At 71.9% G+C, this 20,106-nt stretch carries 17 protein-coding genes and 1 tRNA gene; 7 read left to right on the top strand and 11 right to left on the bottom strand.

What is annotated here, in order from left to right:
• Window positions 1-81: 81 nt before the first annotated feature.
• Together ABZS77_RS10260 and ABZS77_RS10265 are read right to left on the bottom strand one after the other, a co-directional pair.
• Entirely contained in the window at window positions 82-582 is a 501-nt protein-coding gene (locus ABZS77_RS10260; RefSeq protein WP_354820249.1) for a hypothetical protein, read from the bottom strand.
• A 141-nt stretch (window positions 583-723) separates the two neighbouring features.
• Entirely contained in the window at window positions 724-2,682 is a 1,959-nt protein-coding gene (locus tag ABZS77_RS10265) for an NAD-binding protein (protein WP_354820252.1), read from the bottom strand.
• Between the two features lie 94 nt (window positions 2,683-2,776).
• Between ABZS77_RS10265 and ABZS77_RS10270 the strand changes: the two genes are divergently transcribed.
• From ABZS77_RS10270 to ABZS77_RS10285, 4 genes are all read left to right on the top strand, one after another.
• The gene (locus ABZS77_RS10270; RefSeq protein WP_354820255.1) at window positions 2,777-3,259 is read left to right on the top strand and encodes an MSMEG_6728 family protein; all 483 of its coding nucleotides are present in this window, start codon (window positions 2,777-2,779) and stop codon (window positions 3,257-3,259) included.
• A 31-nt stretch (window positions 3,260-3,290) separates the two neighbouring features.
• Window positions 3,291-4,844: an FAD-dependent oxidoreductase gene (locus ABZS77_RS10275; RefSeq protein ID WP_354820258.1), complete on the top strand. Its 1,554-nt coding sequence runs from the start codon at window positions 3,291-3,293 to the stop codon at window positions 4,842-4,844.
• Between the two features lie 66 nt (window positions 4,845-4,910).
• On the top strand, window positions 4,911-6,125 hold the full coding sequence (locus ABZS77_RS10280; protein WP_354820260.1) for a hypothetical protein: 1,215 nt from the start codon (window positions 4,911-4,913) through the stop codon (window positions 6,123-6,125).
• Window positions 6,126-6,338: 213 nt separating this feature from the next.
• Window positions 6,339-6,782 carry an HNH endonuclease gene (locus ABZS77_RS10285; protein ID WP_354820263.1) on the top strand — a complete coding sequence of 148 codons (444 nt, stop codon included), beginning with the start codon at window positions 6,339-6,341 and terminating at the stop codon, window positions 6,780-6,782.
• A gap of 74 nt (window positions 6,783-6,856) precedes the next feature.
• Here ABZS77_RS10285 and ABZS77_RS10290 read toward each other — a convergent pair whose 3' ends face one another.
• The 3 genes from ABZS77_RS10290 to ABZS77_RS10300 all read right to left on the bottom strand — a co-directional run bounded on the left by ABZS77_RS10290 (window position 6,857) and on the right by ABZS77_RS10300 (window position 11,902).
• Window positions 6,857-8,485 (bottom strand): serine/threonine-protein kinase, encoded by a 1,629-nt coding sequence (locus ABZS77_RS10290; protein ID WP_354820266.1) that lies wholly within the window; start codon window positions 8,483-8,485, stop codon window positions 6,857-6,859.
• A gap of 130 nt (window positions 8,486-8,615) precedes the next feature.
• The gene (locus ABZS77_RS10295; protein ID WP_354820269.1) at window positions 8,616-9,383 is read right to left on the bottom strand and encodes an enoyl-CoA hydratase-related protein; all 768 of its coding nucleotides are present in this window, start codon (window positions 9,381-9,383) and stop codon (window positions 8,616-8,618) included.
• A 131-nt stretch (window positions 9,384-9,514) separates the two neighbouring features.
• On the bottom strand, window positions 9,515-11,902 hold the full coding sequence (locus tag ABZS77_RS10300; RefSeq protein WP_354820272.1) for a M4 family metallopeptidase: 2,388 nt from the start codon (window positions 11,900-11,902) through the stop codon (window positions 9,515-9,517).
• Between the two features lie 166 nt (window positions 11,903-12,068).
• Here ABZS77_RS10300 and ABZS77_RS10305 point away from each other — a divergent pair, with 166 nt between their 5' ends.
• Window positions 12,069-12,602, top strand: a complete 534-nt coding sequence (locus ABZS77_RS10305) for a hypothetical protein (protein ID WP_354820275.1) — start codon at window positions 12,069-12,071, stop codon at window positions 12,600-12,602.
• A gap of 31 nt (window positions 12,603-12,633) precedes the next feature.
• On the opposite strand, the gene ABZS77_RS10310 is transcribed toward ABZS77_RS10305, so the two are convergent.
• Window positions 12,634-13,899 (bottom strand): glycosyltransferase, encoded by a 1,266-nt coding sequence (locus ABZS77_RS10310; protein ID WP_354820277.1) that lies wholly within the window; start codon window positions 13,897-13,899, stop codon window positions 12,634-12,636.
• Window positions 13,900-13,903: 4 nt separating this feature from the next.
• Complete coding sequence (locus tag ABZS77_RS10315) at window positions 13,904-14,407, bottom strand: tetratricopeptide repeat protein (RefSeq protein ID WP_354820280.1); 504 nt, start codon at window positions 14,405-14,407, stop codon at window positions 13,904-13,906.
• A 447-nt stretch (window positions 14,408-14,854) separates the two neighbouring features.
• Between ABZS77_RS10315 and ABZS77_RS10320 the strand changes: the two genes are divergently transcribed.
• Window positions 14,855-16,525 carry a hypothetical protein gene (locus ABZS77_RS10320; RefSeq protein WP_354820283.1) on the top strand — a complete coding sequence of 557 codons (1,671 nt, stop codon included), beginning with the start codon at window positions 14,855-14,857 and terminating at the stop codon, window positions 16,523-16,525.
• 373 nt (window positions 16,526-16,898) lie between these two features.
• Here ABZS77_RS10320 and ABZS77_RS10325 read toward each other — a convergent pair whose 3' ends face one another.
• Genes ABZS77_RS10325 through ABZS77_RS10335 form a run of 3 tightly spaced genes read right to left on the bottom strand, consistent with a single transcriptional unit; the run spans window position 16,899 to window position 19,024 of the window.
• Window positions 16,899-17,318, bottom strand: coding sequence for a VOC family protein (locus tag ABZS77_RS10325; RefSeq protein WP_354820286.1), 420 nt, complete (start codon window positions 17,316-17,318; stop codon window positions 16,899-16,901).
• A gap of 35 nt (window positions 17,319-17,353) precedes the next feature.
• The gene (locus tag ABZS77_RS10330) at window positions 17,354-17,752 is read right to left on the bottom strand and encodes an AraC family transcriptional regulator (protein ID WP_354820289.1); all 399 of its coding nucleotides are present in this window, start codon (window positions 17,750-17,752) and stop codon (window positions 17,354-17,356) included.
• 39 nt (window positions 17,753-17,791) lie between these two features.
• A complete protein-coding gene (locus ABZS77_RS10335; RefSeq protein WP_354820292.1) occupies window positions 17,792-19,024 on the bottom strand; it encodes an MFS transporter in 1,233 nt (410 codons plus the stop codon).
• A 93-nt stretch (window positions 19,025-19,117) separates the two neighbouring features.
• Between ABZS77_RS10335 and ABZS77_RS10340 the strand changes: the two genes are divergently transcribed.
• Window positions 19,118-19,738, top strand: coding sequence for an ABATE domain-containing protein (locus tag ABZS77_RS10340; RefSeq protein ID WP_354820295.1), 621 nt, complete (start codon window positions 19,118-19,120; stop codon window positions 19,736-19,738).
• Window positions 19,739-19,866: 128 nt separating this feature from the next.
• Here the strand turns inward: ABZS77_RS10340 and ABZS77_RS10345 are convergent.
• Window positions 19,867-19,943 (bottom strand) — tRNA-Thr (locus ABZS77_RS10345).
• Between the last annotated feature and the right edge of the window lie 163 nt (window positions 19,944-20,106).

Consider the following 20,106-nt stretch of genomic DNA (forward strand, 5'->3'; position numbering starts at 1 on the left):
ATATCAACGCGGAGTGTGAGGGCCCGTCGATCATGGGCACAAGCTGGCCGAACGGATGATCCTGAGAGGAACCTTGGAGCGTCAGTCCCGACCCGACGCCAGCGCCGAGACCACCTCGACGGCCTTACGCTGCACGGTTTCCGGGTCGGTGGCCTGCTCGACGACCACATTGGGGCCGGGTGTCGCGACACCGAAGGCGATAAATTTCACCGACGGAAACCGTGCCGCGGTCGGACGGACCGCCTGCACGGGCGCCTCGCCGACGGCCAGGATCACGCCACAGCGGCTCTGCACGAGGCTCGCGAGGAACGTCTCGGCGTTCCCGCCCGTCTGCGGGCCGTCCACCTCGAGGAACTGCACCTTGACCCGGGTCGCGAGGGACGCCTCCTGCATGCCCGTCCACACCGGACGGGCCTCGGGGGCGGCCACTCCCTCCGAGCCGGTGAGCAGACACGCGGTTTCCGCCCGGTACTCCCGCTGGCGCGGCTCCGGCTCGTCCTCGGGCCACAGCGCCCAGGCCACGACCACCGCCACGACCAGGCCGAGAGCCGCCACCGGCCACCACAGCGGCCGGGTCAGCATCCATCGGACGACCTTCGCGCCGCGCTGCGGTCGTCGCGCGTCCCGGGCTCCTCGGCCCACCCCACCACCAAGCACTGGCGCACCCTACTCGGCCGCCGTCGACGGCGGTGACCCCACCGACGGGCCTCGCGCGAGGGCTGGTCAGCCCGCCGCACCCGGCCCGTCGGGTTGGTGGACCACCTCGCCGGTCGAGTCGCCGTCCGCCGCCGGTGCCGCGCCGACCGGGGGTGACATCGGAACGGTCTGCGCCGCGCCCGTCGGGGGGACGTGCCATGCCTCCCGGCCCGGCGTCGAACGGGCCGTCGGCTGCTCACCGGCAGGCCGGGGAACCGGGTCGGCACCGGCGGGCGGCGGTGCGCAGTGCCTGGTCAGCCAGTCCAGGCCACGGCGGCGGGCGACCACGGTGAGCCGGTCACCGGCGAAGATCACCTGTCGGGGGTCGAGATCCTTCCACCAGATCGTCTTCGCCCCGCCGGCCGGAGTACGGGCGATCAACCGGACCTGCCCGTCCCGGTTGACCGTGTCCAGAGGCCGGCCGTCGAGATCGGAGCCCGCGGCGACCGGCACCTCGGCGACCGGCAGCGCGTGCCGGTCGACCGGGATCGTGGTGATCACCGCGCGTTCGGTGAGCGCGCCGATGAAGGCCGGCGCGGCCAGGTAGGAGACCGATCGGGAGACGCCGAGGGCGAAGGTCTCCTCGACCCGCTCGGCGAAGTCGCCGTCGAAGAGCCGCAGCACCACCCGCAGGTCGCCGCGGAGGTCCCGGGCGGCGAGCGCCGCCTCCAGGTTGGCCACGTCGTCGGTGGACGCCACCACGAGCGCCTGACAGTCGGCCACCGAGGCGGCGGCCAGGGTCTCCGGCAGCGCGGCGTCCCCGACGATAAGCGGCACTTCCAACTGCCGGGCCAGCGCACCGCCGCGCGGCTCCGGGTTCTTGTCGATCGCCACCACCTCGACGTCGTACTCGCGCAGTTGCGCCATCACCCGGGTGCCGACGTTGCCCAGGCCGATCACCACGACGTGCCCCACCCGCGCGGGCTGCACCCGGCCGGTGTGCAGGGCCAGCCGCGCGTTGACGATGCCGTCCACCACGACGGCGGTGATCAGCGGGATCAGCGCCAGCCCGGCCAGGTTGAGCACCACCTGCATGACCTGCGCGCTCGCGGTCTTCCCGGTGTCCGGGTCGGCGCCGCTGAGGGTCGTGACCAGGGTCAGATAGAGCGCCTCGGCCGGGGAGACACCCTCGGCCCGGGAGATCAGCGCACCGAGCACCGCGATCACCGCGAGCACCAGCATCACCGCGATGCCGATCTTGCGGGTGGCGAACCCGCGTACCGCGCCCAGCACCATCGTGACCGGGCGGCGCCGCCGCCGCGCCCGGACCAGCCGACGGGCCGCCACCTCGGTCCCCGGTGGCTGGCCGGTCGCCTCGGCCAGCACCAGGTCCGCGCCGGCCTGCTCGGCGGGCAGCAGGTCTACCCCCTGCTCGTCACCGCCGTGCGCCAACGCGCAGACGACGTCCTGCGGACGCACATCGGCCCGGCGGGCGACCCGGAAGGTCTTGTCCCGGTGCTGGAAGGAACTCGGGTCGACCTCACCGAGCGCTGCCGCCACGAACGCCGGCGCCGCCATCTCGGCGTCGGAGAGCACTTCGACCGGCGCCTTGAGCAGCTTGCGTACGCCGTCGGCGAGGGTGCCGTTGAACATCCGCAGCACCTGGCGGACCCGTTGGTCCACGGCCTGGGCACAGAGCGCGGCGTGCAGGTTGCCCACGTCGTCCTGGTGCAGCAGGGCCAGCCCGGCCGCCCCGGCCAGCCCGGCCGCCTCGAACGTGGCCACGTCCAGCCGTTCCGAACGGACCACCCGCACCCCACGCAACCCCGCCACGTCCGGCCCGTTGCTGCGGTAGCGCTCCGGCACCACGACCGTCACCCGGGCACCGCCGGCCGGCAGCTCGGATTCGAGCAACGCGCGGGCCACGTAGTAGGCGAGCGCGTCCCTCCCGCAGATCACGTAGTGCGGTCGGGGGTCACCGACGGACCGCAGCCGCCAGTTCCACTCGACCGCCCGTCGCGCCCGGTCCCGCCACGGCTCCGCCATGCCCGGATGGTAGTCAGCACCACCACACTGGGCGACCCCGTCCGGATCCTCCCCGGCCGCGCATGTCGGGGCCGTCGGCGGGTAGAGCAGCGCCATGCAGACCTTCCTGCCGTACCCGGACTTCCTGGCCAGCGCCCGCGCGCTGGACCAGCGGCGGCTGGGCAAGCAGCGGGTGGAGGCCATCCAGGTGCTGCGCGGGCTCACCCGCCCCGGGTACGGCTGGCGCAACCATCCGGCGGTGAAGATGTGGGCCGGGTACGAGGAGGCGCTGACCCGGTACGGGCTGGACATGTGTGCCGTCTGGACCGAGCCGGGGCGGGCCGACACCTGCGCCGCCACGATGACCGTCGACCTGGCCGCCGCCTGTGGGGCCGGCGTGGTGCGTACCCAGGAGGAGCTGGCCTCGGCCGGTGAGCTGCCGCCCTGGCTGGGCCGCGAGGATCTGCACCTGAGCCACCGCTCGTCGCTGGTCCGCAAGGATCCCGCGCACTACCGGCCGATCTTCGGTGCCGACGTGCCGGAGGACCTGGAGTACGTCTGGCCCGGCTCCGACCGCGCGCGGCGCTGCCTCGGGTAGGGGACACTGGGGGCCGACGACGGAGGTGCGCGTGGCAGTGTCGCAGGTGGTGGGTCGGGTCATCGGCGTACGCCAGCACGAGGTGGACCCGGGCGGCGGCGGCGCGGACCGCGTGCCGCGACCGGTCACGGCGGTGGTGGTGGGTGGCGGCATCGCCGGCATGTCGGCGGCGGTGGTGCTGGCCGAACGGGGTGTGGCGGTGACGGTGCTGGAGGCCGCGCCCACCCTTGGCGGCCGGTTGGGCGCCTGGCCGGAGGCGCTGGCCGACGGCAGCCAGCAGAACGAGCACGGCTTCCACGCGTTCTTCCGGCAGTACTACAACTGGCGGTCGATTCTCCGCAGGATCGACCCCGACCTGGGGTTCCTCAAGCCGATCCCGGGTTATCCGATCCTCAGTGAGCAGTGGCCGACCGAGGAGTTCGGCAAGTTGCCGCCCGCGCCGCCGGCGAACCTGCTCGCGCTGCTGCTGCGCAGTCCCAGCCTGCGCCTGGCCGACCTGCGGCAGATGGACCGGGACGCCGCGCTGCCGCTGCTCACCTACGATCCGGTGCGCACCTACGCCGAACTGGACGACCGGACGGCTGACGAGCTGCTGTCGTCGCTGCGACTGCCGGACCGGGCGCGGGCCATGCTGTTCGAGGTCTTCTCGCACTCGTTCTTCAACCACGAGGCGGAGATGTCGGCCGCCGAGATGGTCGCCCAGTTCCACTTCTACCTGCTCGGCAATCCGGAGGGGCTGGCCTTCGACTGCCCGGACGAGGATTACGCGACCGCGATCTGGGAGCCGCTGACCCGGCACGTGGAGAAGCACGGCGGCCGGGTGTGCACCGGCGCCGCCGCGACCGGGGTGCACCGCGACGCCGACGGGTGGCGGGTGACGACCACTGACGGTGGTGACCACCCGGCCGGCCACGTCGTGCTGGCGGTCGACCCGCCGGCGCTCGCCGCGCTCGTCGCGGCCTCCCCCGACCTGGTCACGCACGCGCCGGAGCTGGTGGCGCGGATGCCCGCGTTCGGCACGCCCGGCCCGCCGTACGCGGTGGCGCGGTACTGGTGCGACGGGGACGTCGACGCCGGGCGCGCGGTGTTCAACGGGGTGTCCCGGCAGCCCACCCTGGACTCGGTGACGCTCTACCACCGGCTGGAGAACGAGTCGCGGCGCTGGGCGCGGCAGACCGGCGGGTCGATCATCGAGCTGCACGCGTACGCCTGCGAGCCCGACGTGCCGGCCGAGGAACTGGCCGAGCGGATGCGCCGCGAGCTGGTCGCGCTCTGGCCGGAGGTCGCCAGACTGCGGGTCCGCGAGCTGCGGGCCCGGGTGGAGGCGCAGGCGCCGGCGTTCACGCCGGGCAGCCACGCCTGGCGACCGGGGGTACGCACCGACGCACCCGGCCTCTACCTCGCCGGGGACGGCATCGGCACGGACTTCCCGAGCGCGTTGATGGAGCGTTCCGCGGCGACCGGGATCCTGGCCGCGAACCACATCCTGCGCGCGGAGGGCGGCGCGGCCGAGCCGGTGCGCTCGATCCGGCCGCGGGGGCTGCTCGCCGGGCGGGACAAGCGAAACCGACAAAACGCTCTATAAGCGACTGTACGCTGCCGTACGCTCGGTTGATCATCTGTCGATCGGCCGGGCGGGAGGGCAGCGGGAATGTCACCACTGCACCGCGCCGGCGCGGACAGCGGGCCGCTGGCCGGAGAGACCGGCCGGGACGACGCGTACCCGCTGATCCGTGACGAGCGCGCCTGCGTCGTCACCGCCCTGCGCCTGGGCTGGTGGATGGCCGACGCGTACCACCACGGGCGCGACACGCAGCCCGCTCGAGCCGTCGCACCCCGCCCACCCGCCAAGCTCTCCAACCTGACCGAGATGTCCCCACCCCGCCGGATGCGGATGTACCTCGACGGGGTCGACGTGGCGCTGGCCCAGATCGCCGCGCTCACCCGGCACAACGGCCCCCTGCCCGACACGGCCGCCGCCCGTGCCCGGCTGCCCGACCTGGACCGGCTGCCCGACCTGCGACCGCCCGACACCGCCGACACCGAACCGCTGCTGCTGGCCCTCGACGACCTGAACGTGGACGTGCTCAGGTGGACGATGGCCACCAACCTGCGCATCGGGTTGGCCTACCGGCTGGGGCGGTCACTGGCCGACACGGTCCGGCCCGGCGACGCCACCGAACTGCTCCGGCGCTTCAACGGCCGGCAGGTCCAGCTCAGCCGATGGCTGGACGAGCTGGCCACCGTGCTGCCGCCGTACTCGGCAGCGGTCGTCCGCCGCTCGCTGGCCGAGTGGGCCGTCGCGGTGGAACGCTCCGGCCGGGGCGACCCCACCGAACCCGAGCCCGCCGCGCTGAGCCGCGAGCTACGCAACCAGGGTGACCTGTGGCGCGGCGTGCTCACCGGCGGCCTGCATCCGCGCGACCTCCTCGACGAGGAGGACTACGCGGTGGTCGCCCGGAACCTGATCATCCGGGACCGGAGGCTGGTGGCGCAGGCCGCCCGGGGCATCTTCTGGCCGGTACTGGCACCCCTGCTGGTGGTGCTCTTCGCCGTGGTCGCCGCGAGCGCCGCCGCCGCGGCCGGCTCACCGACCGCCCGCGCCACCGTCGCCCTGCTCGGCCTCGGCGCCGGGCTCGCCGCCATCTGGCGATCCCTCTCCGGTCCGGCGCTGTCCGTCGCCGGTGAGGTCAACCGGCCGCTGCTCGACAGCGAACTCATCGCACGGATGGCCCTGCGGCTGGACCGGCCACTGACCGCCGTCCGGGCCACGGCAGGAGCCACCGCCCGGCACCAGCGCCGCCCCCCGCAGGAGGACGTCCGATCGAAATACGTTGCCCCCCTGTCCCGCCCGGACCTACCGTGATCGCGCAAGGTCAACCACCGCAGCGGGAGCAACTCATGACGATGTCGCACGTCAACGCCGTGCCGTCGATGCTCCCTGGCGAGGGTTGCCGAGCGGAAGGTCCCCGGGCGGGCCGGCCCGACTGACGCGTACCCGCACGCGCCGAGCCGCCCGTCCCCCACCCGGACCGGGCGGCTCTTCGCTGTCCGTCACCACGCGTCGAAAGGAGTCCCGGTGGACGCCGTCCTCGTCGTCAACGCCGACCTCGGCCCGCTGCACCGGGTCACCGTCCAACACGCCGTCCGGATGCTCTGCCGTCGGGTGGCCGAGATCCACGAGGCGGAGCCGGACCGGGTGATCGGCGTCTTCCCGATGCCCCGGGTCGTGCGGCTCGTCCGCTACGTCGTCACCCGGTGGCGGTTCAGCGCCGGGCCGGCCTGGTCCCGCGCCGGGGTGCTGCGCCGCGACGAGCGGTGCTGCGCGTACTGCGGCGGCCCCGCGTCGACCATCGACCACATCCTGCCCCGCTCGCGCGGCGGCCGGAACACCTGGCGAAACACCACCGCCGCCTGCTACGGCTGCAACCAGCGCAAGGGCGACCGGACACCGGCGGAGGCGGGCATGCCGCTGCGCCGGGTGCCGGTGAACCCGGGCTGGACGGCGCTGGCCGGGCGGTGACGGAACCGGGCCGGCGGGAACGGGGGGCCGCGTCCGGGGTACGTCCCGGGCGCGGCACCCGCCGGCCCCCCCGGTCAGTCGGAGCGCTCCTTGACCTTCGGCCTCGGGCGGCCGTTGGCGCAGTGCACCCGGATCTCGCTGTCGTGCCCGGCCGAGGTCAGCTCGACGTGGACCCGCTTCGCCGGGCCCGGGTCGTACGCCTCGGCCGCGTAACCGGGGGCGGGCGTCACCGCGAGCACCTGGACCGACCCGGCGAGGCAGCGGACGGTGACGGTGCCGCCCTGCGCGTCCACCGGCACGCTCGCGGACGCGGTGGGCGTGGGAGCGGCCTCGGACGGGGCCGGTCCCGGGACATTGTCGGACGGGCGCACGGTGGGTGCGCCACCCGGACCGGTCGGGGGGCCGGTCCGGGTGGCGGCCGAGGCGCGTCCGGGCGGCGGCGTGGCAGGTGGCCGGGTGTCGGCCGGGTCGGGCGGCACCACGGTCTGCGGCAGCCCGACGGTGGTGGTGCCACCCGACCCGATGGCGGTTCGCGGGGTGAGGGCGTTGTGCCGCGCGTCGGAGTCACCGAGCGCCCCGGCCACCCCCAACGCGGCGACCACCGCGCCGCCGACCGCCAGCACCGCCCGACGCCGACGCCATGCCCACCGCCGGAACGATCCGTGCGGTTGCGCCGCCGGGCCGCTCGACGGCTCGACCGGCGCCACTACGGGTACGGCCGCCGGCGTCCCGCCCGGTGCGGCCTGGGCCGGCGGCGCGGGCGGTGCGCCCTGAGCCGGCGTCCCGCCCGGTGCGGCCTGGGCCGGCATCTCGTCCGGTGCGACCTGGGCCCGCGTTTCGTCCGGTGCTTCCTGGGTGGGTCCGCTGTCGATGTCCGCCGCGACTGCCCCGCCCAGGGTGGTGCCTTCGCCGGCGGCGGCGCGCAGGATTCGGGCCGCCTCGGCGGCCGGTGGCCGGTCGGCCGGGTCGCGGGCGAGACACCAGCGGTAGAGGCGGTGGACCTCGGCCGGCACCCCGACGATCTCGGGCAGTGGGTCCGGCTCGACGTGGACGTGGGCACGCCGCCCCTCGGCGCCCGAGGGCAGCCGGCCGGTGAGTACCCGGTGCAGGAGCAGGCCGAGGGCGTACACGTCGCAGGCCGGTAGCACCTCGCCGGCCGCCAGCCGCTCCGGCGCGAGGTAGGCGGGCGTGCCGAGCAGCCGCCCCTCGAAGTCGATCTCCGGATCGCCGGCGACGGCCGCGATGCCGAAGTCGAGCACCTTGGCGCCGGTGGGGGTGAGCATGACGTTGTCCGGTTTGATGTCGCGGTGCACCAGCCCCTGGGCGTGTGCGGCCGCGAGCGCCGACGCGACCTCGGCGCAGACCCGCAGCCCGGCCCGGGGTGGCAGCGGCCCGGCCGCCAGCCGTTGTTCGAGGGTGGCCCCGCTGAGCAGTTCCAACACCACGAACGGCACCCGCGCACCGTCGAGAGGCGACTCCCCGTAGTCGTAGACGCTTGTGACGTGCGGATGCGAGAGTCGGGCAGCCGCCAGGGCCTCGGCGCGGATGCGCTTCCGGGCGTTGGCGTCGGAGCCGACGAGCACCTTAACGGCGACGTCCCGTTCGAGCACCTCGTCGTACGCCCGGTGCACCGCGGACATGCCGCCGCTGCCGAGACGCTCCAGCAGACGGTAGCGGCCTGCAAGCAACTCATCACGCTGCACGACCGACAGCCTGCCGTACCAACCCGACCCGGCACCACCCGGGATCGAGGTTTCGCAATGGGTGAAACCGGGACGACGACCGACCCCCGTCGCTTCCGGACACCAGTCGACGGCGGTGGGGCGGACGTGCTCAGTCGCCGGCCGGCGCGCGCCAGGCGAAGCGCGGCTGTCGGCGCTCGGCCATCGCCGCCACCCCTTCGCGGGCCTCTCCGGTGGTGGCCACCTTCCGGTGCCACCAGGCGATCCGCGCCGGTCCCGCCCGGTCGTCGATGATCTCCTTGGCGGCGGCGACGCTCAGCGGCGAGCGCTGGGCGATCGTGGCGGTCAGGTCGTCCACCCGCGCGGCGAGCCGGTCGACGGGCAGCACCTCGTCGACCAGACCGATCCGCAGGGCGCGTTCCGCGTCGATCAGCTCGGCGGTGAACAGCAGGTGTTTCGCCGCGGACGGGCCGACCAGCCGGGACAGCCGGCGGGTGGTCGGCGCCGGGTAGACCAGCCCGAGCCGGGCCGGGGGTACGCCGAAGCGGGCGTCGTCGCCGGCGACGCGCAGGTCGCAGGCGACCGCGAGTTGGGCGCCACCCCCGACGCAGGCACCCCGGATCATGGCCACCGTGGGCTTGGCGAAATCCGCCAGCCGTTCCTCGGCGGCCACCGCGATGCTGGCGTCACCGGCGTCCAGCAGCTCGGCCAGGTCGCCCAGGTCGGCACCCGCGCAGAAGGCGTCACCAGCGCCGGTGAGCACCACCGCCCGTACGGCGGGGTCGGGCTCCAACCGGTCCAGCAGGTGGGGGAGCTGCCGCCACATGACAGCCGTCATCGCGTTGCGACGAGCCGGGTTGTGGATCACCACGGTCGCCACCGGTCCGGTCACCTCGACGGTCAACTCCGCGTCCGACACGTGCGCCCCTCTCCGCGTCAGCCGTCCGACACCACTTGCGAGCCGCCGACGGGCGGCGGTTCGGTGACCATAACGGCGCGGACCCGGCGACCACCGGTGAGGGTGGTCGCCGGGCCCGTACGACGGTCAGGTCAGGAGACGTTGAGCGCCGTGTCGTCCACCACGAAGGACGTCTGGAGCGAGGAGTCCTCGGTGCCGGTGAACTTCAGGCTGACGGTCTGGCCGGCGTACGCCGCCAGGGAGAAGGACTTCTGGCTGTAGCCGGTGGCCTTGTTCAGGTTCGAGTAGGTCGCCAGGGTGGCCAGAACGGTTCCGCTCGAGTTGAGCACCTGCACGTTGAGCTTGTCGTAAGCGACGCTTGTGGTGGTCTCGGCGGAGTCGATGTGCAGCCAGAAGCTGAGCGCGTACGACGAGCAGCCGGCCGGCAGGCTCACCGACTGGGCGAGCGTCTCGGTGCGGGTGCTGCCGTACCCGTTCAGCCACGCCTTGTACGACCCGGTGCGGGCGGCCTGGCCGGTGGAGTTGGTGATGACGCCGGAGCTGGCCGTCCAGCCGGTCGCGCCGGACTCGAAGCCCGGGTTGGCCAGCTTCTGGCCCGCCGAGGTGCAGCCGCCCCCGGTGCCGTTCACGGTCAGGGTGTAGGTCGCGCTGCGGGTGACCGAACCCGCGCCGTTGACGGTCACCGAGTACGTGCCGGGCGGGGTGCTCGCCGAGGTGCTGATGGTGAGGGTGGACGAGGCGCCCGAGGTCACCGAGGCGGGGCTGAACGAGGCGCTCGCCCCGCTGGGCAGGCCGGACGCGGAGAGCGTCACGGTCTGCGCCGAGCCACTGGTGGTGGCGGTGGCCACGGTGGTGGAGGCCGAGCTGCCCGGGTTCACCGAGCCGGCCGTCGGCGACAGCGACACGGAGAAGTCGTTACCGGTCGAGCAGTTCGAGTCGCTGCCGGCCACGTTCACCGCGGTCCAGGCGGCCTGCACGGCCTTGTACTCGGTGGAGCAGCTGCCGTACAGGTCGGTGGCCGCCCGCAGGCTGTACGCCCGCGCGGTGTTCGCCGGGTTGCTGGTGTTGACGTACGACGTGTTGGAGGTGAAGTAGACGTCGAGCGCCCGGTACCAGATCTTCTCGGCCTTGGCGCGGCCGATGCCGGTCACCGCCGGGGCGGAACCGCAGACCGGGGAGGTGCCGTACGAGGTGGCGCCGGTGCCCTCGGCGAGGTTGAAGAAGAAGTGGTTGGCCACGCCCGAGGAGTAGTGCACGTCCTTGCTCTTGGTGCTGGTGGACCAGCAGCTGTCGGACGAGCCGTCCAGCGACGGGTTGTACATGTAGCGCAGCGGCGTACCGTTGTTGTTGATGTTGATCTTCTCACCGACCTGGTAGTCGCCCGGGTCGCTCGGCGCGGCGGAGTAGAACTCCACCATGTTGCCGAAGATGTCACTGGTGGCCTCGTTGAGGCCGCCGGACTCGCCGGAGTAGACCAGGCCGGCCAGCGCCTCGGTGACACCGTGGCTCATCTCGTGCCCGGCCACGTCCAGCGACACGAGGGGGCGGGAGTTGCCGGAGCCGTCACCGTAGGTCATCTGGGCGCCGTCCCAGAAGGCGTTGACGTAGTTGCTGCCGTAGTGCACCCGGCTCGGCACGCCGGTGCCGTTGCCGAAGATGCCGTTACGGCCGTGCGTGTTCTTGAAGTAGTCGAACGTCTTCGCCGCGCCGAAGTGAGCGTCCACGCCGGCGGACTGCCGGTTGGAGTTGGCCCCGGTGCCCCACGCGTTGTCCGCGTCGGTGAAGGTGGTGCAGGTCGACGTGCCGTTGTTCATGTCGCAGGTACGGCCGTTGCCGTGCGACGGATCGATCATCTGGTACGTGCTGCCGGAGAGCGTCGTGTCGATGCTGACCGTGCCGGTGTAGATGCCCTGGCCGCTGCCGACCACCGACTCGATCTCGTCGTACGACCCGACGGTCGCGCCGGTGACGGCATCGCTGATCACATGCAGCCGGGACGGGGTCTGCCCGTCGGGCTGCCAGCCGCTCACCACCGTCTCCCAGGCCAGTCGACCCGTGCCGGAGGTGGCGTCGACGAACAGCTCCGGGGTGCCGACGGCCTCCGCCTTGCCGACGAACCCGGCGCGGGCGGCCTTCTGCGCGGCGGCCGCCGGGACCCGGGCCGAGGTGGCGAGGGTCAGCGGCGCGGCCAACCCGACCGAACTGCCGGCGTACGTGCCGTTCGGCGCGGTGTGGATGACGAAGTCACCGCCGTACACCCGCAGGCCCTGGTAGGTCCGGGTGTAGCGGGTGTGCGCGGCACCCGTGGCGTCCAGCTTGGTGCTGCGCACCTGATAGGACTCGGCGCTCGAGCCCTGAACGGCGCCGGGGTTCGTCCGTAGGACGGTTGCCGCTCGGGCCGCGGCGGAGGCGTCCGGCGCGGGAGCGGTGGGTGGAGCCGCGTGCGCCGCGGTGGCGACACCGGTCAGCATGCCGCTGGTGAGCAGCACTGCACTGACGGCGGCGAGGGGTCGTTTCACGTGCCCTCCAGGAAGGAGAAGAGTGTGACGGGGGTAGTCACGCATGTAGATATAGCTATGTGACGAGCAAAAGAGAAGGGCTGGACCGGTCCCAGACATCGACAATGGCCGAACGGATGAGGGATGTGACAGGGAACCGCCGATCGGGGCCGCGCGTCCGACGGACATGAGACCCGCCTCGACGACCGGCGTCACCGTCGCGCTCCTGGTCGCCCTCCTGGCCGGCTGCACCAGCGCCGACCAGGGCGGCAACCCCCCGGACCAGCCGCCCGCCAGCACCGGACCGTCCCCGACCGTCGCCGCCACCGGCCCCTCACCGACGATCACCCCCACCGGCGCCCCCACGGCCAGCGGCGTCGCCCAGCGCGTCATGCTGCAACGCTCCGGCGGCTTCGCCGGGCGCGGCGACGCGGTCACCGTCGAGCCGGACGGCCGGTGGACGGCCGTCGACCGGGCCGGCAGCCGGCGTACCGGCCGCCTCGACACCGCCACCCTCGGTCGGCTGGGTGGCCTCGCCGCCGACCCCCGCCTCGCCGCCGAGGCACGCCGGACGGCCGCCCCGAGCGAATGCGCCGACGCGTTCAGCTACCGGTTGACCGTCGGCACCATCGAGACCGGGTACGTCGACTGCCCCAGCGAGGCCGCCCCTCCACCGGCCACCCGCGCCCTGGTCGAGCTGATCCTGCGGGCCACCGACTGACGCCCGGGTCCTCTGCGTCCTCCGCCTCGGCTCAGATCGTCAACAGTCCCCCGTTGCGGGTCTCGTCCTTGATCGCGATCAGGTTCGCCACCACGTAGGGGATGTTGTGCGACCGGTGGAAATCGGTCGGGAAGTACGTGCCGAGGCGGGACACCTGGAAGCGACACCCGATCTCCGGGACGAAGCGCGCGTACTGCTGATCGGTGAAGTACCAGAAGGAGTTCTCGTTGTAGAACGCGACGTGCGTCGGGTCCTGGAACGCACCCCGACCGTCGGTGCTCGGCGTCAGGGAAAGCAGCATTCCGTTCGGGGCGAGGACCCGGTACAACTCGTTGAAGACAGCGATCTTGTCCGGGACATGCTCCAGGAAGTCCACCGCCCGGATCACACCGACGCTACTGTCCGGCAGGTCGATCCCGTTGGTGACATCGCAAACGATGTCCACGCCGTCCCCGGCACGACGGTCCAACCCGAGGAAACCCTCCGACTTGTTGTGCGCCGCACCCATGTCCAGGGCCAGCAGCCCCCGCCGCTTGGCCCAGGCCAACGCGTTGAACTGGATGTTCCGGTCGTAGATCTCGACCGACCGGCGCTGAATGCGAGCGTTGACCTCCGGATCGCGCTGGGTGTTCCGAGAGTGCATCCGTTGCAGATAGAGACACCTCGGAATGTGGTGGAAATCAGCCACCTGATACAGCCGGCACATCAGATCGAGATCGTCGGCCACGTCGAGTGACTCGTCGTACCCGCCGACCTTCTCGTACACGTCCCGGCGGAACGCACGGACGTGGTTCGGCGCGTACCAGATGTAGCTGACGTTGTGCGGAGTCGGCGCCAGCGCATGGCACACCTGCACCTCGCGGCCGTCGACCCGCTCGTCCCGGTAGCGCCAGCCGTGCGCGGCGGCGAAGCGCGAGTCGTCCCGGCCACCGTCCTCACCGATCTGGGCGGTGTCGCTGTAGACGAAACCCACTTCCGGGTACGCCTCGAAAGCCGCGACGATCTCCGCAAGGCAGTCGCTGCTGAGCACATCGTCGTCGTCGAACTCGACGAGGATGTCCCCGTACGCCTCGGCGCACGCATGCCGCTTCACGGCACCGACGCCGGTCAGTCCGTCCCGCACCACGAGGCGGATCCGCGGATCGTCGACCTCGGGGCGCCACCGGTTGCCCTGGTTGAGAAGGACCACCCATTCCCAGTCCGTGTACGTCTGTGCCAGCAACGACCGCAGGCATTCGTCCAGGAAACGGGTCCGGTAGCTACCCGTGAAAACAGTTACGTGCGGTGTCTTCGCCAACGGATCACCTCGCCGGCTTCCGCGGCCGGTATTTCGCGGGCACTGACGAGGCCAGGCTCCCGTCGACGGCGACCGCGGATGTGAATGCCGTCCGCGCGCCTTGCTGGTCATTCCGCTTGTCGAGCATCAGACCGAGCCGCAGGTAAGCCGTGGAGGCAGCCTTGTCGGCGTCGACGATCTTCCGGTACAGCGCGAGCGCCTCCTCCGGCTTCTCCCCCTCAAGCAGAATGGCCTTGTTGAACATGGCCGGCCGGTACGAGCCGTCGATCTCCAGGACCTTGTCGTAGCTGGCGACCGCCTCAGACGCCAGACCACGGGACTGTGCGAGATAGCCCAGGTTGAACCAGGCGAACTTGTTGTCCCCCTGAAGCGCGACCACCTTCTCGAAGGTTGCCTTCGCCTCGTCGGCCTTACCTGCCTGCCCCTGCTCGATACCCTGCTGGAGCAGGACCCCCGGGTCCCCCTGCCCGGCCCCTGGAGCGACGGTCCCGCCGGATTCCTTGGCCATGGGTGTCTTATCGTCACTGCACGCACCCGCCCCAGCCAGTAGCACGGAGCCGCAGGCAAGTGCGCCGAGCACCTGTCGCATTCTCATTGTTTTCCTCGTCTGTCGATCATTCAAGGTGTGCTTCGCAGATCACGGCGTGCCAGGCGTGCAGAGGACGTAGGCCTCGCCGATCTCATCCCCCAGGATGTTGACTTGCCATCCGACCGGAGTCCCTCCTTCCACGATCGGTCTATCCACGTTCACGAGCCCGTTGCTGGTGTAGCCGCCGCTCAACGCCACTTCGCCGGTGGGGCAGCGGACGGTTATGAGGCCGGTATTCGGATCAGAGGTAACGACATCAATGGCCGATAGGAGACCCTGAGGCCCCTGTGGACCCTGGGCGCCCTGTGGACCCTGCGCGCCGGTCACACCCTGCGGACCCTGCTCACCCTGAAAACCCTGCGCACCTTGAGCACCGGCATCGCCCTGGGCACCCGTCGCACCCTGCGCACCCGTCGCGCCTTGGAAACCCTGCGGACCCTGAGCGCCGGCCGCGCCCTGCGCGCCGGCATCACCCTGAGCCCCGGTATCGCCCTGCGGACCCTCCGCACCCTGGAAACCCTGCGCGCCCTGAGCGCCGGTCGCGCCCTGAGCGCCGGCGTCGCCCTGAGGGCCGGTAGCGCCCTGCGGACCCTCCGCACCCTGGAAACCCTGCGCGCCCTGAGCGCCGGTCGCGCCCTGCGCGCCCGCATCGCCCTGAGCCCCGGTCGCGCCCTGCGCGCCCGCGTCGCCCTGAGGGCCGGTAGCGCCCTGCGGACCCTCCGCACCCTGGAAACCCTGCGCGCCTTGAGCACCGGTCGCGCCCTGCGCACCCGTCGCGCCCTGGAAGCCCTGCGACCCCTGAGCCCCGGTCGCGCCCTGCGCGCCCGCATCGCCCTGAGCGCCGGCAGCGCCCTGCGGACCCTCCGCACCCTGGAAACCCTGCGCGCCTTGAGCACCGGTCGCGCCCTGCGCACCGGTCGCGCCCTGGAAGCCCTGCGACCCCTGAGCCCCGGTCGCTCCCTGCGCGCCCGCATCGCCCTGAGGGCCGGTAGCGCCCTGCGGACCCTCCGCACCCTGGAAACCCTGCGCGCCTTGAGCACCGGTCGCGCCCTGCGCACCGGTCGCGCCCTGGAAGCCCTGCGACCCCTGAGCCCCGGTCGCGCCCTGCGCGCCCGCATCGCCCTGAGGGCCGGTAGCGCCCTGCGGACCCTCCGCACCCTGAAAACCCTGCGCGCCTTGAGCACCGGTCGCGCCCTGCGCGCCCGCATCACCCTGAGCGCCGGCAGCGCCCTGCGGACCCTCCGCACCCTGAAAACCCTGCGCGCCTTGAGCACCGGTCGCGCCCTGCGCACCCGTCGCGCCCTGGAAGCCCTGCGACCCCTGAGACCCAGTGGCACCTTGCGCGCCGGCATCACCCTGAGCACCCGTCGCGCCCTGCGGACCCTCCGCACCCTGGAAACCCTGCGCGCCCTGAGCACCCGTCGCACCCTGCGTGCCCTGCGTGCCCTGCGTGCCCTGGAAACCCTGCGCGCCCTGAGACCCGGTCGCGCCTTGCGCACCCTCAGCGCCCGGCACGCCTTGCGCACCGGCGTCGCCCTGAGCGCCAGTAGCGCCCTGAGCGCCGACCTCACCCTGTACGCCCTGGAAACCCTGCGCACCCGGGATACCCGTATCGCCTTGAGAGCCCTGTGGGCCCTGAGGGCCGGAAGGACCCGCAGGGCCCGGCACCCCCTGGGCTCCTTGGGCGCCCTGCGGGCCTTGGATCCCACCCGGGCCGGGTCCGTGCCAACCCGGCCTCTGCTCCTGCCACTGCCAGCCCTGCGGGCCGTTGACCGGACCGTCGAAGTCGTCGGCGGCTCCGCCGTCCCTGAAGAAGGAGCCGACGGAAACCCAGGCATGCTCGTTCCCGACCGGCCCGGGTGTCCCTGCCTCGACGCGCTCGGAGTGTGTCTTGTGGACGACCTCGACCGCCGACGCGGGAGTGGCCCCGGTCGTCATGCCGGCCATCAACATGATGGAACTCAGGCTGGAAGCTGCCTTGACCTGATTGAGCCCGCGTACCGGCTTCCGTCGCCCCATGGCCCCCACCAAGAATGATCGACACCGCAGACTCCTTGTTCTGCGCACTCGTAGCCTAGGTACGCAAAAGCGACATACAACACTTATTGGAAATACCCAAACAGGAAAAGACTTCGCTCCGAGCCTTCGCGTTCAGGATTTCTCGACCAACGTCCCTGGGGCCACAAGGGATCGAGCAGACATCGCAGCGGAACATGAAGGATCCAGGGGCAGCCTTGAACACCCTTCGCCTTCAACGCCGTCGGACCGGAGAGCTTCAGCGAAGAGGGCCGGGAGGATGGCCACCTGGGGGATCAGAGTGGCGACCGCCGTCACCGCAGCGGACCTCTGGGCCAGCAGGTCGTGGACACGCTGGCCGTCGAGGTTCCGCTGAGGGTCCGGACGTACCCGACTACGCCCGCGGGAACATCTGGCCGATGCGGATCCGGTTACCGAACGGGTCCCGGATGCCGAAGTCGATCCCGTACGGGCGCTCGGTCGGCTCATCGGTGATGTCGACGCCCTTCGCCACGAGATCCTCGTGCGTCTTGCGGGCGTCGTCGGTGGTCATGAAGAGGTAGCCACCCAGGGCGCCCTTGGTGAGCAGCTCCCGGACCTGCTCGGCGGTGGCCGGATCGAGCGCCGGCGGACCCGGCTTCTCCAGCAGGATCTCGCGCTCCGGGTCGCCGGGCAGGTTGACTGTCAACCACCGCATGAACCCGAGGTCCTGGTCGGTGTTGACCTCCATGCCCAGCTTGTTCACGTAGAAGTCGAGCGCCTCGTCCTGGTCCAGGACGTAGATCTGAGAGCGGCTGATCGCGTTCATCGTCATGCCCAAGACGCTAGACGTCGCCCCTGACCTGCTGCTTATCCAAAACTGATCGGTCTGGTCCAAGCCTTGGTGAAGCAGGACGGCGCGTTCGTCGGTGTTGCCCGCCGTCGGAAGCCCGTCGGTGACTCCCCCACGATCTGACGGAACGTCCGGCTGAAGGTGCCGAGGCTGCTGAAGCCGACCGCGAAACAGATGTCGGTCACGTCCTGCTCGGTCTCCACAAGCAACGACATCGCCCGCTCCACCCGTCGGCGTTGCAGGTAGCGGTGCGGCGTCTCGCCGAACGTGGCTCGGAAGGTCCGGATGAAGTGGGCCTGCGAGACGTGCGCGATCCGCGCCAACGCCGGAATGTCCAGCGCCTCGGCGTACGCCCGGTCCATCGCGTCCCGGGCACGCAGCATCGCCCGGTTCGACTCCTCCACCGCGCGGCTCATCGCGGCCCCCGTCCCGCTCGGCACGTTGCCGGCCCCAGGTTACCGCCAGGCCCGGACAGCGCGGCGGCCCGCTGAAATGCGGTGCACAGTGGCTGCGGCGGTCAGCGCTGCCGCGCGTTTACGGCGGCGATCCGCCCCGGTGAAGCCAGCGGCGATGATCATCAGAGCGGCGACGCCGAGCAGGGCGCCGAGCAGCACCGTGCTCTGCACGCCGTGGTCCGGCAGCGCGACGCCAGCGACCAGGGCACCACCGGTGATGCCGACGTTGACAGCGGCAGAGACGGTGGCGGCGGCGAGGTCGGAGCGCCCGGGCGCCACCTGGAGCACGACGCCACCCAGCACTGCGGTGAACGCCGCGAACGCCAGTCCGGCCAGCGCGAGCAGCCCCACGGCGGCCGCCGGCCGGTGGCCCATCGCGTACAGCCCGAGCAGTGCCACCGACTGCAACGCGACGGTCGCGACCAGGGCGAGCCACGGGTTGCGGTCCACGACCGCTCCGACAGCGAGGATCCCGAGCACGCTGGCGACACCGCGCGCCAGCAGGATGACCCCGACCGACGAGGCGGGAAGCCCGCTGACCTCGGTGACGAAGAGAGCGACATAGGTGTACGCCGCGATAGCCCCCGCGGTCGTCAGGATGGCCACCGCGACCAGCAGCCAGAAGCGGTGGACGTCGGGTGTCGCGCCCCGGGCGGCGTGGCCCTGATCGGGCGGCGTGGAGGGCAGGAGCGAGGCCACCGCGACGAGGACGATCGCGCCGAGGCCGGCCACCGCCAGGAACGACACCCGCCAGCCCGCGCGTTCGCCCAGCCAGGTGCCCGCGGGCACCCCCAGCACCAGAGCGACGCTGCCTCCGGCGAACACGGTCGCCACCACCCGCCCGCGTAGCTCGGGTCGGAACAACTCGGCCGCGGCCGGCACCACGACGGCCCAGAACAGCGCGTGCGTCGCCGCGGTTGCCATCCTGGCCACCAGGAGCAGCGCGAACGTGCTCGCGAACACCGTGGTCGCGGTGCTGACGACGAAGCCGGCGAGGAGCGCCGACAGCAGTCGCCGGCGCGGAATCCGCCTGGCCAGGGCCGTCAACGGAATCGAGGCGACCACGACCACCGCGCCGTACGCGGTGACGAGCATGCCCACCTGCGACGGCGGAACGGCGAGGTCCGCGGCCATCGGGAGCAGCAGGCCGATCGGCAGCGCCTCGGCGGTGGTGTAGAGGAACGTTCCGCCGGACAAGCCGATCAGCGCTCCCACTGCTCGCCCGTGGCCCATCCATCAACCTCCAACCGTTACCGGTTAAACCAGCTACGCCAGAAACAAGCTAGCGACGTTCCCGACCAGGGTCAACTGGTAAAGTTTGTTTTGATGGAAACAGTCGAGGACGTCACGCGGATGCACCTGGTGGGCGGCAACCTCGCCCTGGACTTCGTCAACACCCGCACCGGTCCGCCCGTCGGCCCCTCGGACGACGACGTGCTCACGGGCTATCCGGAGTTGGTCGCGTGGGGCGCGTACGCCGGCGTCCTCACCACGTCGGAGGCGGCAGCGCTACGCCGACTGTCGCGCGACGATCCGGACGGCGCTGACGCCACCCTCTCGCGAGCACTGCGTACCCGCGACCACCTCGACGAGATATTCCGACCGCTGGCTGCCGGAGGCGCACCGAGCACGTCCGCGCTGGCCCGGCTGCGGGACGACGAAGCCGACGCGCTCGGCCACGCACAGCTCGAAGGCGGGAGCACGTACGCGTGGGTCTGGCGAGCCGACCGCACGCTTGCCCGGCCGCTACGGCCTGTGGTGCACGCGGCGGTCCAGCTGCTCACCGCAGGTGCGCTGGACCGCGTCAAGGGTTGCGGAGGCTGCCGCTTCCTCTTCGTCGACGAGAGCAAGAACCGCAGTCGCCGCTGGTGCAGCATGGACGATTGCGGAACTGCCGAGAAGATGCGCCGCTACGTCGCCGCGCGGCGCGTCCGCGCGAGGCGGTGAGCGCCCTCTACTGAACCCGGGCAACACCCGGCAATCCGCCGCCCTTCGCAATCGGAACGGCGAGGCGTCGGCGTTGTTGTCAACCGGCGCACTCCGCGCCGGTGTCGGTCCGAAATGCCTGATGGAATTGGAGCCCCCGGCCGGGATCGAACCGGCGACATCTCGCTTACAAGGCGAGTGCTCTGGCCAGCTGAGCTACAGGGGCGCGTGCGTCGTGGTCAGCATAGCGACTGACGTCCGGATATCCCGCTCGCGAGGGCTCCCGAGCACGGGAAACGTCAACAACCCGACGCGCACCGGTATGACGACACGTCGATTGATGTCTGACCGTGCCCGAGTGACCGGAATGCGTAGGTGGTGGGCCACCT

The organism is Micromonospora sp. NPDC005298 (genome assembly GCF_040607375.1).
Taxonomy (GTDB): Bacteria; Actinomycetota; Actinomycetes; order Mycobacteriales; family Micromonosporaceae; genus Micromonospora.

What these genes read in the sequence shown, in the direction of transcription:
- ABZS77_RS10315 (WP_354820280.1), bottom strand. Translation starts at nt 14,407, where the DNA reads ATGGCCAAGGAATCCGGCGGGACCGTCGCTCCAGGGGCCGGGCAGGGG.
- ABZS77_RS10260 (WP_354820249.1), bottom strand. Translation starts at nt 582, where the DNA reads ATGCTGACCCGGCCGCTGTGGTGGCCGGTGGCGGCTCTCGGCCTGGTC.
- ABZS77_RS10265 (WP_354820252.1), bottom strand. Translation starts at nt 2,682, where the DNA reads ATGGCGGAGCCGTGGCGGGACCGGGCGCGACGGGCGGTCGAGTGGAAC.
- ABZS77_RS10330 (WP_354820289.1), bottom strand. Translation starts at nt 17,752, where the DNA reads ATGAGCCGCGCGGTGGAGGAGTCGAACCGGGCGATGCTGCGTGCCCGG.
- ABZS77_RS10335 (WP_354820292.1), bottom strand. Translation starts at nt 19,024, where the DNA reads ATGGGCCACGGGCGAGCAGTGGGAGCGCTGATCGGCTTGTCCGGCGGA.
- ABZS77_RS10270 (WP_354820255.1), top strand. Translation starts at nt 2,777, where the DNA reads ATGCAGACCTTCCTGCCGTACCCGGACTTCCTGGCCAGCGCCCGCGCG.
- ABZS77_RS10305 (WP_354820275.1), top strand. Translation starts at nt 12,069, where the DNA reads ATGAGACCCGCCTCGACGACCGGCGTCACCGTCGCGCTCCTGGTCGCC.
- ABZS77_RS10340 (WP_354820295.1), top strand. Translation starts at nt 19,118, where the DNA reads ATGGAAACAGTCGAGGACGTCACGCGGATGCACCTGGTGGGCGGCAAC.
- ABZS77_RS10325 (WP_354820286.1), bottom strand. Translation starts at nt 17,318, where the DNA reads ATGACGATGAACGCGATCAGCCGCTCTCAGATCTACGTCCTGGACCAG.
- ABZS77_RS10280 (WP_354820260.1), top strand. Translation starts at nt 4,911, where the DNA reads ATGTCACCACTGCACCGCGCCGGCGCGGACAGCGGGCCGCTGGCCGGA.